General features: G+C 62.6%; 23 protein-coding genes. 15 read left to right on the forward strand and 8 right to left on the reverse strand.

All coding sequences use genetic code 11. The annotated features are described in order from the left end of the window. The first annotated feature begins 45 nt into the window (after positions 1–45). The 4 genes from C487_RS20720 (at position 46) to C487_RS20725 (ending at position 2,408) form a co-directional block, all read left to right on the forward strand. A complete protein-coding gene (locus C487_RS20720; protein ID WP_161605724.1) occupies positions 46–846 on the forward strand; it encodes an HNH endonuclease in 801 nt (266 codons plus the stop codon). Then, positions 843–1,325: a division/cell wall cluster transcriptional repressor MraZ gene (locus tag C487_RS16805; RefSeq protein ID WP_006187028.1), complete on the forward strand. Its 483-nt coding sequence runs from the start codon at positions 843–845 to the stop codon at positions 1,323–1,325. Before C487_RS20720 ends, C487_RS16805 begins: the two co-directional genes overlap by 4 nt. Then, positions 1,322–2,077, forward strand: a complete 756-nt coding sequence (locus C487_RS16810; RefSeq protein ID WP_006187029.1) for a hypothetical protein — start codon at positions 1,322–1,324, stop codon at positions 2,075–2,077. Before C487_RS16805 ends, C487_RS16810 begins: the two co-directional genes overlap by 4 nt. Before the next feature lie 172 nt (positions 2,078–2,249). Further along, positions 2,250–2,408: a hypothetical protein gene (locus C487_RS20725; RefSeq protein WP_161605725.1), complete on the forward strand. Its 159-nt coding sequence runs from the start codon at positions 2,250–2,252 to the stop codon at positions 2,406–2,408. 33 nt (positions 2,409–2,441) lie between these two features. Here the strand turns inward: C487_RS20725 and C487_RS16820 are convergent, their stop codons facing one another. The 4 genes from C487_RS16820 to C487_RS16830 all read right to left on the reverse strand — a co-directional run bounded on the left by C487_RS16820 (position 2,442) and on the right by C487_RS16830 (position 4,484). Beyond that, positions 2,442–2,747, reverse strand: coding sequence for a hypothetical protein (locus C487_RS16820; protein ID WP_006187031.1), 306 nt, complete (start codon positions 2,745–2,747; stop codon positions 2,442–2,444). Further along, positions 2,744–2,872, reverse strand: coding sequence for a hypothetical protein (locus C487_RS21770; RefSeq protein WP_275039954.1), 129 nt, complete (start codon positions 2,870–2,872; stop codon positions 2,744–2,746). The genes C487_RS16820 and C487_RS21770 overlap by 4 nt, the downstream gene beginning before the upstream one ends. 12 nt (positions 2,873–2,884) lie before the next feature. Next, the gene (locus C487_RS16825; RefSeq protein ID WP_049908234.1) at positions 2,885–3,394 is read right to left on the reverse strand and encodes a hypothetical protein; all 510 of its coding nucleotides are present in this window, start codon (positions 3,392–3,394) and stop codon (positions 2,885–2,887) included. Between the two features lie 295 nt (positions 3,395–3,689). Continuing rightward, positions 3,690–4,484 carry a hypothetical protein gene (locus C487_RS16830; RefSeq protein WP_006187033.1) on the reverse strand — a complete coding sequence of 265 codons (795 nt, stop codon included), beginning with the start codon at positions 4,482–4,484 and terminating at the stop codon, positions 3,690–3,692. A 314-nt stretch (positions 4,485–4,798) separates the two neighbouring features. Here C487_RS16830 and C487_RS16835 point away from each other — a divergent pair, with 314 nt between their 5' ends. Further along, entirely contained in the window at positions 4,799–5,248 is a 450-nt protein-coding gene (locus C487_RS16835) for a type IV pilin (protein ID WP_006187034.1), read from the forward strand. A 49-nt stretch (positions 5,249–5,297) separates the two neighbouring features. After that, positions 5,298–5,654: a hypothetical protein gene (locus tag C487_RS16840; protein ID WP_006187035.1), complete on the forward strand. Its 357-nt coding sequence runs from the start codon at positions 5,298–5,300 to the stop codon at positions 5,652–5,654. Here C487_RS16840 and C487_RS16845 read toward each other — a convergent pair whose 3' ends face one another. Further along, the gene (locus C487_RS16845) at positions 5,655–6,029 is read right to left on the reverse strand and encodes a hypothetical protein (RefSeq protein WP_006187036.1); all 375 of its coding nucleotides are present in this window, start codon (positions 6,027–6,029) and stop codon (positions 5,655–5,657) included. Between the two features lie 123 nt (positions 6,030–6,152). Between C487_RS16845 and C487_RS16850 the strand changes: the two genes are divergently transcribed. Beyond that, positions 6,153–6,440 carry a hypothetical protein gene (locus tag C487_RS16850; protein WP_152422528.1) on the forward strand — a complete coding sequence of 96 codons (288 nt, stop codon included), beginning with the start codon at positions 6,153–6,155 and terminating at the stop codon, positions 6,438–6,440. Here the strand turns inward: C487_RS16850 and C487_RS16855 are convergent. Together C487_RS16855 and C487_RS16860 are read right to left on the reverse strand one after the other, a co-directional pair. Continuing rightward, the gene (locus C487_RS16855; RefSeq protein WP_006187038.1) at positions 6,423–6,737 is read right to left on the reverse strand and encodes a hypothetical protein; all 315 of its coding nucleotides are present in this window, start codon (positions 6,735–6,737) and stop codon (positions 6,423–6,425) included. The genes C487_RS16850 and C487_RS16855 overlap by 18 nt on opposite strands. A 231-nt stretch (positions 6,738–6,968) precedes the next feature. Then, the gene (locus C487_RS16860) at positions 6,969–7,280 is read right to left on the reverse strand and encodes a hypothetical protein (RefSeq protein ID WP_152422529.1); all 312 of its coding nucleotides are present in this window, start codon (positions 7,278–7,280) and stop codon (positions 6,969–6,971) included. A gap of 257 nt (positions 7,281–7,537) precedes the next feature. Here C487_RS16860 and C487_RS16865 point away from each other — a divergent pair, with 257 nt between their 5' ends. Beyond that, complete coding sequence (locus C487_RS16865; protein WP_006187040.1) at positions 7,538–7,765, forward strand: hypothetical protein; 228 nt, start codon at positions 7,538–7,540, stop codon at positions 7,763–7,765. Positions 7,766–8,144: 379 nt separating this feature from the next. After that, entirely contained in the window at positions 8,145–9,323 is a 1,179-nt protein-coding gene (locus tag C487_RS16870) for a hypothetical protein (protein ID WP_006187041.1), read from the forward strand. An 845-nt stretch (positions 9,324–10,168) separates the two neighbouring features. On the opposite strand, the gene C487_RS16875 is transcribed toward C487_RS16870, so the two are convergent. Next, the gene (locus C487_RS16875; protein ID WP_006187042.1) at positions 10,169–10,405 is read right to left on the reverse strand and encodes a winged helix-turn-helix domain-containing protein; all 237 of its coding nucleotides are present in this window, start codon (positions 10,403–10,405) and stop codon (positions 10,169–10,171) included. 394 nt (positions 10,406–10,799) lie between these two features. Between C487_RS16875 and C487_RS16880 the strand changes: the two genes are divergently transcribed. The 6 genes from C487_RS16880 to C487_RS16905 are packed head-to-tail and all read left to right on the forward strand — an operon-like array spanning position 10,800 to position 14,948. Then, the gene (locus C487_RS16880) at positions 10,800–11,507 is read left to right on the forward strand and encodes a hypothetical protein (RefSeq protein WP_006187043.1); all 708 of its coding nucleotides are present in this window, start codon (positions 10,800–10,802) and stop codon (positions 11,505–11,507) included. A 1-nt stretch (position 11,508) separates the two neighbouring features. After that, positions 11,509–12,240, forward strand: coding sequence for a hypothetical protein (locus tag C487_RS16885; protein WP_006187044.1), 732 nt, complete (start codon positions 11,509–11,511; stop codon positions 12,238–12,240). After that, positions 12,241–12,579 (forward strand): DUF5658 family protein, encoded by a 339-nt coding sequence (locus C487_RS16890; protein WP_006187045.1) that lies wholly within the window; start codon positions 12,241–12,243, stop codon positions 12,577–12,579. After that, positions 12,579–12,875, forward strand: coding sequence for a DUF7563 family protein (locus C487_RS22100; protein ID WP_006187046.1), 297 nt, complete (start codon positions 12,579–12,581; stop codon positions 12,873–12,875). Before C487_RS16890 ends, C487_RS22100 begins: the two co-directional genes overlap by 1 nt. Further along, the gene (locus C487_RS16900) at positions 12,872–14,626 is read left to right on the forward strand and encodes a DNA cytosine methyltransferase (RefSeq protein ID WP_006187047.1); all 1,755 of its coding nucleotides are present in this window, start codon (positions 12,872–12,874) and stop codon (positions 14,624–14,626) included. The genes C487_RS22100 and C487_RS16900 overlap by 4 nt, the downstream gene beginning before the upstream one ends. Further along, positions 14,619–14,948, forward strand: coding sequence for a helix-turn-helix domain-containing protein (locus C487_RS16905; protein ID WP_006187049.1), 330 nt, complete (start codon positions 14,619–14,621; stop codon positions 14,946–14,948). Before C487_RS16900 ends, C487_RS16905 begins: the two co-directional genes overlap by 8 nt. Positions 14,949–14,966 lie beyond the last annotated feature (18 nt).

Here is a 14,966-nt window from a genome sequence, read left to right on the forward strand (position 1 = left end):
TCGGCATCGACTGTCTCTAACTGGTTAGATCGGCACGGGATCGAGATGCGAACGCAATCCGAGTCGCAAACGGACGGTGATATCTCGTTGCTCCAAGACAGGTCATGGCTTCAGGAACACTACATCGAACAGCAACTGTCGGCACCAGAAGTGGCAGACAAGGCTGGCGTCTCAAAGTCAGCAGTCTATACTTGGTTGGACCAGCACGGGATCGAAACCCGATCAATGTCCGAAGCAAAGGCCGACGGAGACACGGAGCCGCTCCAAGACCCCGAATGGCTTCGTGAGCAGTATCACGATGGGGAGCAATCGACGTACGATATCGCAGCGGAGTGTGGTGTGACCCGGCCGACGGTCTGTAACTGGATGCGCCGCCACGGGATCCAGTTTCGGGACCAAACCGACGGCGACGTCGAGCAGTTACTCGACGGGGAGTGGCTCCGCGAGCAGTACTGCGAACAGGACCGCCCGACGACGGCGATCGCCGATGAGTTGGGCCTCGATCACCGGACCGTCCGGAAGTACATGGACAAGCATGGGATCGACCGGAAGTACCGGGGAAAGCACCACCACATGTGGAAGGGTGGCGGTGTCGAGTACTACGGCCCGTCGTGGCCCCAGCAGCGAGCGAAGACACTCCGACGTGACGACTTCGAGTGTCAGAACTGTGGTATCGGTCGCGACGACCACTACGAGAAGTTCGACCTCGATCTGAACGTGCACCACGTTCAGCCGTTCCGGACCTTCGATTCCGCAGCGATAGCAAACCAGTTGGACAACCTCGTGACGCTGTGTCATAGTTGCCATCTCAAAATCGAGCGCACTAACGAGGTGTCTGAACAGTGACCGACCGGCTCGAGGGACTCGTGACCCAAGTTATCGAGCCCGACGAACGTGGTCGGTTTGCGATTCCTGCTGAAATCCGCGATGGAGTCGCGGACGATGAGGACCTGATCGTCGTCGCAACCGACCCCGATCCCGCGTGGGCGCGGCGGATATACGACATCCCGATTTTCGGATCGATTATTCAGGCGGTCGTTGGAATCCCGCGGTCGGCCCTCACGTTGGTTCCCGGCATCGGCCGAGACGACGTTGCGACGGCTGAGGGCGTGGCCGCAGCCCACGGAACGCTTACCGAAGGTGAGTGGGTCACGCTCGAGGTGCGGGACGCGGTCGTCTCGGAAACCACGGCCCGTGGCGATGTACTCGAGCGGGAGGTGCATCTCCGGGATATCCTCACCGTGTGCGAGCGCTCCGAGACGCGGCCGGCGGACACCGAGTCGGGAGAGGTTGCGACCGTCGTTGATCGGGGGCGATCGACATGAGTGTCGATGTCGACGCGAGCGACGACGACCTACTCGGCCAGCCCGTCGACGAGGCGTTCATCGAACGGATGCGCGAGCGGCTGCTATCGAGTGCCCGCAGCGTCAAGACCGACGGCGACGACCTCGTAAATCTCGCCGAGCAGTTCCAGGCCGAGGCCGACGTGTTGGCCGACGCCTACGACGGCGTCGACGGTGACGAGCTCGAAGCCGAGATTCTCGAGACGTTCGACGAGGCGATCGTGTTACAACATGAGACGGCCAAAGACATCGACGACCGACCGCTCGCCGAGCGAGTCCAAGACCGTGTCGATGCGGTCATCGATCGCGTGCTCGGCAGGACCGTCGGCGAGACCAATGACGCCGGCGAGGGTGACGACCGGGGAGCGGTCGGAGATCCGTTCGGTGGGGAAGCGACCGAGGCCGGATCGGAAACCATCGGAAGCCCATTCGCAGGCGAGGGTGACACGCACCCGGCCGCAGACCCTAACGCAGAGGACGTCGTCGGCCGCTCCGATGAGGACCGGATCGCGACCGAAATCCGAGCGTTGCGAGATCAGCGAATCGCCGCGCTGGCCGACCAAACCGACATGACCTATCGAGAGATCGGCGAGTCGTTCGACGTGACCGCGGCGACCGTCGCGCGGGCCGTTGAACAGTACGGCGAGGCCGTCAATGAAACGGAGGCGGAGACGGAAACGGATATCGCTGGTGCGCTTCCCGAGCAGGCCACCGACGGGGAGGGGAGGCCGTGATCGATACCCTCCGTGAGATCGGCGTCGGCGTTCTCACCGCCGTCCTCGAGCAGGCCGTCGAGATACTCGGGAGGGGGTGCTTCCGCTGGCCGTCGAGACGGTCGGGGTGGTCGTGTGAGCTATTCGGTCGACCGCGAACCGCGTTCGGTCGCGTGGCAGCGGGCGATCGAGGATGATCGACGAGGTAATCGAGGCGTCGATCGGCTTTGCGTTCGGGGCGCTGGCCGTCGCGGTCGTCGTATCCATGACCGGGTGGACGACTATTCAAGCCGGGCTTGGGCTGGCCGTCGGGCCGATCGTTCTGGCGGGTGTCTTCGAAGCTATTCGCTGAGTTTTCGGTCGGATAAAACGTGTGTTCGGGCGGCTATTCCGTTCGATCGATCACGCTCGCACTCGAGAGAATCAACTGCGAGTGGCCCGCGGCGTCGACGGTGCCGGCAACGCGACCCCGTGCTAACAGACACGAGCGTTTAGTCTCGGAGTGGATCGAACCACGAGCACACGACAGACAGCGCGTGGTCGCTGGGTCTATCTCGGTGCCGGCGATCGTCACCAGGACTTCGACGCGATGATTCGGTCGCAGGCACGCCCCGCAGCAATCGCAGTGGGCGATTTGGCCGACGCCGATCGGGAGCCCCGACAGCAAGGCCGCCTCGAGTGAGAGGGTCATCGGTTGACCTCCGGAACGCACGTCGCTTTCGCGCGCTCGATTTCGAGGCGTTCCCGTTCGATGCGTTCGGGCGGCCACTTCTCGAGATTGTGGTCGCGTCGCTGTGGGGGTTCAATTTGGTGCATCTGTGAGCCCTCCTATCGGTCCCCACCGATTCGTGGCTCACTCGGCCGGACGGCGATCGACGCGCGGAAATTTAGCGGTTCCCCGTCGTAGACGGCCGCCGGAATCACGGCGACGTTGGGTTCGGGGGAGAGTGCGTCGTACTCGACGCGGCCCCAGTTGTGTACTCCGATGTCCCCCTCAACGTCGGAGGTCGTCGTCTCGAGCGCGCCGGCATCGGTTTCGACCACGGCCGCGTCGTAGGTGCGTTCGACGGCCTCGGTCGTCCCCGGCTTGCGGTAGGCGACGTGCAGGCGGTGGCGTTCGCGGTGGCCGCCGACGGCGCGGGGATCGCGCTCGAGGACGTATTCGTAACAGACTTTCGCGGCGTAGAAGCGGTCGCGGTCCTCGAGATCGTGTTCGTCCCGGCCGAGTCGCAGCCAATCGGCCGGGACGGCGTGGAACGATCGGTCGTGTCGGAGTGGGTTGTCGTCGGTTCGATTGTCGTCGGTAGCCTTTTTACGGGCTGGCGATTTGCTTTGCATGTTCACTCAATCTCCGGGTGGACTCGAGGTCCGCTGCTAGGAACAGCGGGCCGGGATTCTTCCCGACGATAACCCCCGAGTCCTAGGTGTAGCTCTAGGCAGCGATCCCCATAAGTGTACCGGAACGCTCTGTTTTCTTACTATATCGAATAGTGGGTACGGGTGGCGGTTTCTCGAGAGAACTACCAGATTTCGTATATAGTTTCGCAGTGCGGATACCGGCCCCTCGAGTACCGGCGGCTGACAGCCGAGAGCTAGTCGCAGAACAAATCGATAGCGGCCCGTGGCCCCTCGGTCACGCCGTCTCGACACGCCCGAACCCCAGCGCACGCGCCGCATCGGCCGAAATCACGATGTCGCGCTCCCGCAGCGCAACCCCACCGCCGGCTACGTCGTCGCACAACGCCGCGAGTGACTCGAGATACGTCCGGTTGCGATCTTCCCGCACCGTGAGCGTGGCCTTGCCCTGGTGGGCGACCGCGCGGTTCGCCAGATAGGCACCGACGAACTGCGTGCGGACCGCGTCGGGCGCGCGCTCGAGATAGGTCGGCAGCGCGAGTCGTTGGCCGGCCTTCGGGCCGGCCGGTGCCCCCAGCACGGCCAGCACGCGCCCCAGTACGGTGCCGTCGTCGGTCGGTCGGGCCTCGTCGGCCCGTCCGTCACGATCCGTGACGAGCTGGTACTCGACGCCCGCGCGCTCGAGGGCGTCGGTGACGTGGCTGTCCTCCGCGAGGGCGAAACTCGGCTGGTAGTGCTGTTCGGTGATCGAGCCGCCCGAGAACACGTTCGCGACGAGTGTGTTCAACGCGCGGAACTCCGGGTCGTCGTACTCGGCTCCGAGCCACCCATACGAGCGTGCTGTGTCGATCGCGTTCACGGCGTCGGGTGCCGCGCCGTCGAGCCATGGGCGGACTCTGCCGCGGGGTAACTCCAGGGCCGACGCGATCGCACTCGAGCCCTTGTCCGGGTGCCGCGAGTGATAGGCCAGCACGCGCCGGTAGTCCTGCACCGCGTCGTAGGCGTCGGCGTAGCTGGGTGGATCGTAGGTGCGCGCGAGGTCGCGCTCGGTCACGAGGTCGGCGTCGGGCATGGCACAACGGTTTCCCTGTGGTTTCAAATTCATATCGATTCAACACAGTGTCGGCAAAATCGCCCGCCGGCAGTGCTTCAAGAGGGTGTTGGAACCCGGATAGCACCCGCTGATTATCAGAACTGAAACCCCACGAATCCAGACTATCAGGTACCTATATATGTCCCCAGTTACCTGTCGGTGATAAGCATCGGACGACGGCGGCGAGAAAGCGGGGACGACGGGTGTGTTCTGACTCCCCTACCTGCATGCCTCGCTTTGGAGAGGCCAGCAATAAGCTTTCTCACCGTTCAGGGCCGGTGCGTGATCGAAACATGGACGGAAAAGCAATCCGCAACAAGTTGATCGGATCGGAGGACCAGCGCGCCGTATCCCCAGTTATCGGGGTCATACTGATGGTTGCAATAACTGTCATCTTGGCGGCAGTTATTGCCGCTTTCGTGATGGATCTCGGTAGTAGTGTTGAGTCCAACGTGCAAGCAGGTGTCGATGTGAGTTCAACAAGCTCGAACAGTGGTACGGGTGGCACCATCACCGTGACGTGGGTGAGTGAAGGTAGTGCTGGATCAATTGAAGTTGAAGCAAAGGGAGATAGTTCCACAACCAAGACGCTCAGTGACGTGGGTGGCTCAAAAACAATCAGCGAGGACGCGATTGTCTCAGACGCTACAGTCGATAATGATGTTCAGCTTATCGTCACGGCTGTGAGTGAAGATGGAGAAACCTCGACGGTCATCTCCAACAAGAACGACATAACGCTGTGAGCAGCTGTCAGGAATAGACTTTTTGCCGTTTCTCGTCTTATCTCGCGTAATGAGTTATGCTAACGCAGGCCGCCGACTTACGGCTATCCGCCGACCTTCGCTCGAGCCCGCCTGCTGGCTGTTCGCGATCGCCCTCTTTGGCGTCGGCGATCTCGTCACGACCATCTATTTCATCGTCGAAGCCGGCGCGGTCGAAACCCATCCCATCGGCGCGGTGGCGATCGACCAGTTCGGGCTGTGGGTGCTGGTCCCGTGGAAGGCGGCCGCGCTGGGGCTGTTCTATGGCTTCTATCGGGTCGTCCCGCGGCCGTATGCGCTTGGCGTCCCGATCGGGCTGGCGTTGCTCGGTGCGTTTACCAGTACGTGGAACACACTGATTTCGACGGTTGGCATCCCGGCAGTCTGACTACTCCCCGTCGGGAATCTCCACCCGCACGTCGATCGACAGCTCCCCGCCGTCGTCGGTCTCGCGAAATTCGAGCGCCGCACCGGTTTCCCCACAGACGAAACACACGTCGCCCTCTCCTTCGACGCGCCCGCGAAACGCGCCCGAACTCGCGGCGACGAACTGCTCGAATGTCTCGAGCAAGCCTTCGGGTGTCAACCCGCGCTCGCGTTGTGTGGCGATTTCCCACAGGCCGGCCTTGATGATGTCTTGCTCGGTTTCGGGCGCGGGAAACTGGGCGGCCACCCAGTCCATCTGGCGCGGGTCGCGAGTGAACGTAATCTGGCGCTCGCGTGAGACGCGGTCGTCCGCCGGGGCGTCCTCGAAGCTCGTCATACCCAGCAACAGGGCCGCCAGCGCCGACTACCTTTCGTTCAGGATGGAAAATATTAATCGATATTTCCGGCCAGCGAACCCACACGGGCCATTTTTGAGGGCGTCCTGTGTTATCTCAAGCCGATGTGCGACGAGAACCGCGTCACGGAAACGGTACAGGAGCTAGTCAGTGGGGCCTGTCAAACGGGGGCGCGGGTACGGTATCGAAGCTTGCGGCTGCGGCGACTCGAGTGGCCCGGCAGCGACCGCTGGCGCGTCGAGCGCGCCGACGGCCAGTATGTCGATACGATCTCCATCGATGGGTTTCGCTCCGCGAGCGAGTTAGAGTGTTGGCTGGATCGGGCCCACGAGGGCGGCCCGACCGCGGGGCGGTGTCTCGAGTGTCCGCGTCGCTCACTCCCAGGAGACTGAATACTCGGTCGCCGACTGGATGCGCTCGCGTTGGTCCGGCAGGAGATAGCAGTCGGCGACCGGTTCGATCAATTCGAGGCCGTCTTGGGTGAGCGTCACCGGGCCGGTCTCGGACCCGACGCGCTTGAGGAGGTTCCACTCCTCGATGAGTGTGGTGATGCGAGTCGACGTGTAATCGGCGTTGCGGGCGATCGAATCGGCGATATGGGGCGTCGGGCCTTGGCCGTTGGCATAGCAATAATAGAGGATCAACAGGTCCGCGGGGCGAAGGTCTTCGGGCGAGACAGCCGGGGCCACACTACTGGGGTCGTTGCGACCGACCTATATCAATCTGTTAATTTGAGTTGTAGGGAGCCCCTAAGTAATACTGAGGTTTTATATGGCCCTCGTGAGATGTAGCTGCTAGGAAAGGTGTGGTGCGGTTGCACAACAGGGGGTGGCGGCTCGGGGGAGTCGCTATGATTGGAGGGCACTATCGCAACCCGTCGCAGGGTTGTCCGGCTGCGGGAGGACAGATTTGGGGCGTCGTTAGGCGTCGGTTTCGGCGTCCGCGTCGGGCTCTTGGAGATCGGCCGGCTCGAGTTCACCAGCCAGAAACGCTCGCCCGCGGTCGGTTATTCGGTAGCCCGGTTCGTCGTCGTGGCGTTCGACGAGATCGTGTTCTTCGAGTTTCCGGCACCGCTGCCCAAGCCAATTCCGGGTGTTCGGGAGGTTTAGCGAGAGGCTCTTGGGTGTATGCCATCCGTCGTATTTGGCCAACTCCTGTAGGAGTGGGTAGTCGGATGGCTTCATCCAGTCCACCTCCCGGTACATGTCCTCGGAATTTGGGCGGTTGCTCATAACACCCCATGGTTCCTCTGGATAGAAATGTGTTCGCACTACAGGCGAAGTGCGTTCGGGTGACAAAGACTAAGTACGGGCGGCATAATGGAATGGAGTGTCAACAGATGCGACTCAATGGGCGACTAACTCGTGCGGGAAAATCCTCGGACGAGCGTGTCTTAGGCACACTCGCCCGTCTGTTGACCTTCGACCGCGTTCGGTATTCGAGTGCGCGCGACCAAAGGCGTACTCCCGACGACGCGGATGATCCGACCATGGCAACGACACAAACCCACGCACGAACCCTCGAGCGCGACGGCGACGAGATCGTCGTCACGCAGGTCGCGCCGCAGGTCTATCACTGCGTGCGCGACGGCGTCCGGCACGTCATCGAAGTGAGCTGGCGCGTCGGCGAGCAACGCTTGTCGACGGCCAGCGACCCGACAGCGTGCCCCAGTGGCTCGAGGGCGTCTTGGCCGGGGCGATCGGTCTCGATGGGGTGACGGTCGCGTGGCGAGCGGACGGATCGGTTCCCGACGGCGAGGCCTGCTGCCACAGGCTAGCCGCCGTCGGCGCACTACCCGCAACCACACACGAGATTCCAATGCAATCACAGACCAATCCCACACCGACGCCGGATAGTCCGCCTAGTTTTAAGGCGAGTCGGCGACAACAGAGCCGATATGCACGGCTAATCAACCGTGAGGTCGAAGGGGGCCGATCCCCCCAAGGAACAGGACCTTACAAGTACACCTGTTTCTTGGCGGGATTCGGCCTTATAGCTTTCCCCTCGGCTACTGGCGAGACTCGTCAGTGCCGTTACCAGAGGACGCCCTTCGCGCCTTTCAGGACTAGTCGTGCGACCAACAGAGGTGGTCGCGCATGAGCCAACGAGACACCAAACTCAGTATCCACGTTACGGACATCGAGAAGAAACAGATCGAGGCGCTCGCGGAGATATACGACTGTTCGCAAGCAGCGGCCGGTCGGATGCTTTTCACGAACGCCTACAACGACATTTTCGGCGAGATCCATCCCGAAGCCCTCGAGCGCCACGACGTTGATGTGGACGCACTCGTGCGCGGGGAGATCGGCCCCGACGAGGTCGACGACGAACTCAAGATGGACGCCGACGAGGCACCGAAGGTCCCCGCCGCGGATGGAGGTATGTCGGTCTCGGTCTCGCCCTCAAGTCACTCCGCGACCGAGACCCCACACGGGCTCGCGAAGGCTGGCCCGCAACTGTCGTGGGACGAGCTTCGAGAGGCCGTCAAGTCCCATTGGAGCGACGAGTTTACGATCCATCCCGACCGCGTCGGGACGGACGTGCTGAAAAGCAGTCGCGAAATGTCGGCGAAGATCCTTGCTGCCGTGTTACGCAGCGAGGAGGACGTGATTGTCGACCGGCTTATCGAGGATCGGATCGAGGACTACCTCGGCCACCAGATCGATCGGCCCGACGACGAATACGACGAGGCGCTCCAATGGAAAATCAGCCGGTACAAACCGCTGATTGTCGACCACTTAGAAGCCCACCCCGGCACCCGGACAGACCTGCATTTCGCGTCGCCGGAGGCCGCCGAACGTGGCCTGCCGAGTTTCGTTACGAACACCCTCGAGTCCCTCCAAGAGAGCCAGCACGTCTTAGCGATCGACGAGTGGGCCGACGAAAAGGACCTTCGAAAAGGGCAGATCCAGGGCAAAGAGATCGAACTATGGCTCGAGGCGCTTGCGGATTTCAGACACGACCTCTTGGACCTCAAGCGCGTGTACAAGGACCCGGCGTTCATCCAGGCGCTCATAGACAGCGACATCGACTACCCCGAAGACAGTTACCAAGATCCGGTCAAATGGCTCAAGGCCGAGTGTGAATCGTGGCGCGACCAGTACGCCGACGTGGAACCACTGGCCCGCTACGCGGCCGTCCACACTGTCGGTGAGACAGACGGTGCCCTCCTCGAGTCGGAGATCGACGGACCGGCCGAGGCGGTGAGCCGATTCGACGGCGGCGAGAAACCCAGAGCCCAACAGTTCGCGGCGATCCGCGACGCGGTCGTCTAACTGACAGATGGGGATGCGTGGTCGCCCGCCGATAGCCGTCGGTCTATCCTGCGAAAAGATTCTCCGATAGTTGCGCACCTTTCGAGGAATTTTTTGGGTCGTGACTGTCCCCCGAGCGGTGGGTGTGCCGTCGAAGTGACCACGATCGTCACGGCGACGAGCTGTCCGAACCGTGAACGGCCGACGATCGGGACTGCGGCGAGTAACTGGGTGTCGAGTACTCGGCGAGTGTATCACAATCCAGAGAGATGGGCAAAACTTTGTCCCGCTCAGAATGCGATCCGGCAAAGATTGTCACGAGTTTTCTTTTCCGAGTTATGAGAAAAGCCGCCCCGGGTGGCGGTTTCAGGTTGATACGAATCGAGAGTGACGCAAGAGCAACTAAAATTTTTTTCTTGGACCGATCGTCTCCGAGAGTGTGGGCGGGGATAGAGACTACCGTAACCGACCAGAGAGAGTTTGTGGCGCGCGAATACCGGAGATACGGAAAACAGCAAGGAGAGTGGCGGAAGAAGCCGGCTGCGGCTACGTTCCACTTCACCTTGCCTCAAAGGATCTACTGCGGTCTAGTAGGATACTACAGGTTAAAAGAGTTTCGGTAGAAACTCAATATGGTAGTAGATACCATATCTTTAGTTTCGGAGGGGTTCGTGGCGAGTCTGTCTTGGGCGATCCCACTGCGGAATCTACTCTCGCCGGCCGTCTCGAGGGCTGTCCGCTCTATCCTTCCCTTTGCCGCACTCTTGTCGTTCTCTCACCCCTCCCCACACTCTCGGAGCGGATTTACCCAAGAAAAAAATTTACCCCGATAGTTGCGCACCTGTATCGAGAATCAGAGAGGTTCGTTACCCGTCGTCGATGTACCACACCTTCGCTTTCCCGCTGACCTTCTTGTGGCCGACTTCGCCTTGCTCCTCGAGCTTGCCCAACCGCGCAAGCACGGTCTTTCGATAGCATCCGACCGCGTCGGCGATCTCCCCAGTTGATGCAACCGGACACTCTCGGATCGCCTTGAGAAAGTCGTCGTCGGTGTATTCCTGGTTGAACTGCTTGGTCTCGTCGTCGCGAGTCCGATCACTCATTACGCGTACCCACGCACGCAACCACCAAAAAGCCACTCCACGCGGTCGGAGTATGGCAAGGATTAAGTCACTCCAACTGAATGTAATAGCTAACGAAGGATCGCGCTACGCGGCGAGTTTCAGCGAGGAATCGTCGCAAAAGCAGTGTGCTGCCACACACTGCAACCGCGGTGCTTCGTGCGACGACTAATCACAGACCAATCCCACGAAGCATGAGCACGTTACAGAGAGACCGACTTAAATCTAGTCGGACCGAAACGCAGTCGGAGAATCGTTCACAGACCACGCATCAGCCACGCGACCGGCACGCGTCCGACGGCATCACACTCGCAGCCGCTCCAGCCTACGATCGCGCGTACGACCAGCTACTCACGCTCGAGGAGGCGGTCCGCCAATGACGGTCAACGCCTACAACGCCTCGAGCGACCGCTACGAGTGCGACGACGACATTCTCGCTTCCGCGCCCGAGAACCCGGTCCGATTCCTCGCGACCCACAACGACGATTTCGTCTGGCAGGGCATGATCGACGGGATCGACGACCTCGATCGGCTCGAAGCCTACCGGCAGGCAGAGAAGCGCCACATCGACGGCCGCTACGACAAGACGAAGGTCCACAAGTACATCGACGCTCGCGAGCGCGAGCTGACCGACGGGCAGACACCCGACGCCACGGCCGACCCCGTCCCGGCAACGGATGGCGGCAAGACCGTCACGGAATCGGCCACGCGCGAGGAAATCGTGACTCACGAAGACGACCACGATGAGCCACACCCGGTTTTCAACATCCCACACACGCCCGTTCGCGTCCCGGTGAAACGAGACGACGCGGACGACGCCGACACTCTCCACCCCGACGTGAAAGGACTCGACGCTGGCGAGGTCCTGGTCCTCGAGCGCGTCGAGCCAACGGAATACATCTTCCCGGCGACCACGCAGGCCGACGCGCCGTACCTCCTTCGGACCGAGACCGACGAGACGGTCGAGCAACTCACGTTCGACCGTGTTCTCGCGCGACTCGAGGGAAGCCCCGATCCGTCGCCACTTACAGCAACCGACGTGCGACCACCTGCGAACGCGGCAACGAACGGGGGTGGCGAGTAAGATGGATCGCCACCCGAATCACTACAACACGCAGAAAGTCTCCGACGCCGAACTCCGCGAGCGCGTCAGGGAGTGCTACGCAAACGGCGACACGCTCGCGGCCGGCGGCGTCACAGCCGAAGTGGTCGCCGCCGACCTCCCGATCGTCCCCGAGACCGCGAAGGGCCGTCTCCGCGATCTCGCCGACGAGGGCGACCTCGAGCGTGATTGGGGATTCGAGGACGACGGCCAGCAACGACTCGGCTACCGACCGGCGACCGCTGAGGAAAAACGGCTCGTGACCGACGGCGGTCGCGACGTTCGATCCTCGGACGATACTGACCGCTATCTCGTCACCGTAGACAGTGAGACGCACGAGGGAGAGTGGCTCCGGATGGTTTCCTGTCCGATTCCTCACTGCGATGCAGTCCAGGGTGAGGATTACGGACGGTTCTCGAGCCATCTGGCCGCCGAGCACGACCCCGAAGATGTCGGGCTGTCGTCTGACGGACGCCGCGTCGCTACCGATGGCGGCGTCGATCAGTCCTCGAGCGGTACTGAGCGTTCATGTCCATCGTGTGGGTGGGAAGTTCCTGAGTCACAGTCTCAACTGCTGGACCCAACACACGGTCGTGTGTGGACTTGCGAAGATGACTCGTGTCGTGTTCGGAGATTCGTTGACCGATCACAAGAGACGGATACTGAACGCGAGGATCACGACGAATCGGGGCGAAACAATGGGGGTGACGCGTAGATGTCGACCCGAACCGTCACCATTGAGATTCCGATCCCGCGACTCACGCCCGAGTCCGCCTGTTGGCTCCTCGTCGCAGCGGCGATCGCGGTGGACCTCATCACGACCCAGATCGGCTTGCAGGCTGGCCTCATCGAGAGCAACCCTGTCGCACGCGACGCCCTCGAGTACGGCGTCGCCGGAGCACTCGCGCTGAAAGCCGGCGCGATCGGCGTCGGGGTGGCCTGCCGCCCGCTGCTCGCACACCCCTACCGACCGCTCATCCCGCTCGGGCTGGCACTGCCGTGGCTCGCCGCCGGAGCCTGGAACTGGGTGGCGATTACGGGGGTGCTCGCCTAATGTCGTCTGACGACAGCCACGCGAGTCGCGTCGCCGCCCAACTCGCCGAAGCCGAGGACGCGGACCTCGAGACACCTACGGAGGATGATCGAACCCGCTCGGAGCGTCCTCAGTGGACGCCGACCGGCACCGAGTCCGCGAGCGCACCGACCTGCCAGAACTGCGGCGCACAGGTCACGCCCCGCTTCGCCCGTGTGTTCGGGGACAACGACGACATCGCTCACGCCTGCCCCGACTGTACCGACAACCGACGACTGGCGCGTGACGCCGCCCAAGCAGGGGGTGGACTGCGATGACCGACACGTTCGTCGCGGTCGACCTGTTCGCGGGCGCTGGCGGACTCTCGACGGGACTCGTCAAGGCGATCATCGACACGCACGCGGAGACGATCGCCCGCGAAACCGGACTCACACCCACCGAGATCACGATGAGTCACACCCGCGTTCACTGGTGGCTCGAGCAACACGTCGAACTCCATGCGGTCAACCACTGGGAACCGGCGATTGCCACGCACGAACAGAACCATCCGTGGGCCGAGCACTACCACGCGAAGATCGAAGAACTGCACCCGCCGGACGTCGTCGCACCGGGCGAGGTCGACCTCCTGGTCGGCGGCCCCTCCTGTACTCACCACAGCAAAGCACGCGGCGGCAAGCCCGTCAACGAACAGAAACGCGCGAGCGGCTGGCACGTGCTTCACTGGGTTGAACACCTCCAGCCCGACCACATCATGCTCGAGAACGTCCCCGAGTTTCGCGACTGGGGGCCGATCGAGGACGGGCAGTCGACCAACGACGGCTCGATCTTCCAGCGCTGGATCGGGATGCTCGAGGCACTCGGCTACTCGGTCCTGTTCGACGACGAAGACGACGACTACGGAACAGTCCTGAACGCTGCCGACTACGGCGAGGCCCAGTCCCGAAAGCGCCTGTTCATCGTCGCGTCGCAGGATCACCGCCCGACCGCGCCTGATCCGACTCACGACGATGCCGATCCCGACAAGCCCGATCGCCGAACGGCGGCCGACATCATCGACTGGTCGGATCTCGGCGACTCGCTGTGGACGCGAGACCTCGAGAACCCGCGCGTGCAACCACTCGCGAAGAACACGATGGCCCGGATCGCTGAGGGCATCCGGCGGCACTGTGGTGACCGACTCGAGCCGCTGGCCGACGCCCTCGCCGAGATCGGCAAGGACGAACTCCGCGACCTCCGTGAGACGATCGTCCCCGTCGAGTACGCGGCCACCGTCGCCGACGCCGTGGACACGCCGTTCCTGGTCCGAATCCCGAACGGCCGGACGACGCTCACGACGCCGGAGACGTTCTGCCTTCGCCAACAGTCCGGCGGCGTTCCGCCGTCGACCGACACGCCGCTCCCGACCGTCGCGACGAAAGGTGCGATTTCGGTGGCCGCCGCCGAGCCGACGCCACTGATCCAACCGCGAAACGGCTCGCGTGGGGACCTGCATTCGAACGCGTTGTACGAACCCGACGCGCGGCCGCTGCACACGGTCACGGCGTCGAACCACGACGGCCACCTTGTGACGCCGTACCTCTGTCCGATGTACAGCGCGTCAAACTCACAGCGCCCGCGAACACGAACGATCGGGAGACCTCTGCCGACGGTAACAGCACAGAAATCGGCACCCGCCTGCCTTGCGACGCCGTTCCTGACGAAGTACTACAAGAACTCGGACGTGACCGATATCGACGCGCCACTCCCGACGGTCACGAAGAAACTCCGCTTCGGACTCTGCGTGCCGGAGGTGTTCCCGTTCGGACTCGACGTGCGCTACCGGATGCTCGAGCCCGACGAACTCAAGCAAGCGCAGGGGTTCCCCGAAGGCTACGACCTCGCGGGTGAGACGAAAACGGACGTCACTGAGCAGATCGGCAACGCAGTCCCGGTCAATCTCGCACGGGCGCTGTGCCGGCATCTCCTGGTCGACGAGACGCCGAGCCTATCGACGTTCGGCGGCGGGATCACGGCCGATCCCGACGCTGAGGTCCCGGAGTACTCGGAGGTGATCGAGAGCGATGATTGATGTCTCGCCCGACGAGTTCCCCGGCCGCGGCGACCTCCCCGACGCGCTGGCGTTCGTGAAACCAAATCGCGCCCGTGCATACATCGCCCTCGAGCGTGCCGACGGCCCGGTGACCGCCACGGAACTCAAGGACGCACTCGGCTGTTCGAACGCGACGGCCTATCGGTGTCTGAACGACCTGCAAGAGATCGACCTCGTCTGTGAGTCGATCCGCCTCGGCGGGGAGTACAGCCCAAAAACGGCCTACACGACGGTTGCAGACGCGCCGTCGTGGGACCGCGCCCGCGCCGACGGCCCTACTCCGGCAGAATCGGACCGATGACCACCCAGTACACGACTC

It is taken from the genome of Natrinema pallidum DSM 3751 (assembly GCF_000337615.1).
Classification (GTDB): domain Archaea; phylum Halobacteriota; class Halobacteria; order Halobacteriales; family Natrialbaceae; genus Natrinema; species Natrinema pallidum.

What these genes read in the sequence shown, in the direction of transcription:
- C487_RS20720 (WP_161605724.1), top strand. Translation starts at nt 46, where the DNA reads ATGCGAACGCAATCCGAGTCGCAAACGGACGGTGATATCTCGTTGCTC.
- C487_RS16810 (WP_006187029.1), top strand. Translation starts at nt 1,322, where the DNA reads ATGAGTGTCGATGTCGACGCGAGCGACGACGACCTACTCGGCCAGCCC.
- C487_RS20725 (WP_161605725.1), top strand. Translation starts at nt 2,250, where the DNA reads ATGATCGACGAGGTAATCGAGGCGTCGATCGGCTTTGCGTTCGGGGCG.
- C487_RS16820 (WP_006187031.1), bottom strand. Translation starts at nt 2,747, where the DNA reads ATGACCCTCTCACTCGAGGCGGCCTTGCTGTCGGGGCTCCCGATCGGC.
- C487_RS21770 (WP_275039954.1), bottom strand. Translation starts at nt 2,872, where the DNA reads ATGCACCAAATTGAACCCCCACAGCGACGCGACCACAATCTCGAGAAG.
- C487_RS16825 (WP_049908234.1), bottom strand. Translation starts at nt 3,394, where the DNA reads ATGCAAAGCAAATCGCCAGCCCGTAAAAAGGCTACCGACGACAATCGA.
- C487_RS16830 (WP_006187033.1), bottom strand. Translation starts at nt 4,484, where the DNA reads ATGCCCGACGCCGACCTCGTGACCGAGCGCGACCTCGCGCGCACCTAC.
- C487_RS16835 (WP_006187034.1), top strand. Translation starts at nt 4,799, where the DNA reads ATGGACGGAAAAGCAATCCGCAACAAGTTGATCGGATCGGAGGACCAG.
- C487_RS16840 (WP_006187035.1), top strand. Translation starts at nt 5,298, where the DNA reads ATGAGTTATGCTAACGCAGGCCGCCGACTTACGGCTATCCGCCGACCT.
- C487_RS16845 (WP_006187036.1), bottom strand. Translation starts at nt 6,029, where the DNA reads ATGACGAGCTTCGAGGACGCCCCGGCGGACGACCGCGTCTCACGCGAG.
- C487_RS16850 (WP_152422528.1), top strand. Translation starts at nt 6,153, where the DNA reads ATGTGCGACGAGAACCGCGTCACGGAAACGGTACAGGAGCTAGTCAGT.
- C487_RS16860 (WP_152422529.1), bottom strand. Translation starts at nt 7,280, where the DNA reads ATGAGCAACCGCCCAAATTCCGAGGACATGTACCGGGAGGTGGACTGG.
- C487_RS16865 (WP_006187040.1), top strand. Translation starts at nt 7,538, where the DNA reads ATGGCAACGACACAAACCCACGCACGAACCCTCGAGCGCGACGGCGAC.
- C487_RS16870 (WP_006187041.1), top strand. Translation starts at nt 8,145, where the DNA reads ATGAGCCAACGAGACACCAAACTCAGTATCCACGTTACGGACATCGAG.
- C487_RS16875 (WP_006187042.1), bottom strand. Translation starts at nt 10,405, where the DNA reads ATGAGTGATCGGACTCGCGACGACGAGACCAAGCAGTTCAACCAGGAA.
- C487_RS16880 (WP_006187043.1), top strand. Translation starts at nt 10,800, where the DNA reads ATGACGGTCAACGCCTACAACGCCTCGAGCGACCGCTACGAGTGCGAC.
- C487_RS16885 (WP_006187044.1), top strand. Translation starts at nt 11,509, where the DNA reads ATGGATCGCCACCCGAATCACTACAACACGCAGAAAGTCTCCGACGCC.
- C487_RS16890 (WP_006187045.1), top strand. Translation starts at nt 12,241, where the DNA reads ATGTCGACCCGAACCGTCACCATTGAGATTCCGATCCCGCGACTCACG.
- C487_RS22100 (WP_006187046.1), top strand. Translation starts at nt 12,579, where the DNA reads ATGTCGTCTGACGACAGCCACGCGAGTCGCGTCGCCGCCCAACTCGCC.
- C487_RS16900 (WP_006187047.1), top strand. Translation starts at nt 12,872, where the DNA reads ATGACCGACACGTTCGTCGCGGTCGACCTGTTCGCGGGCGCTGGCGGA.
- C487_RS16905 (WP_006187049.1), top strand. Translation starts at nt 14,619, where the DNA reads ATGATTGATGTCTCGCCCGACGAGTTCCCCGGCCGCGGCGACCTCCCC.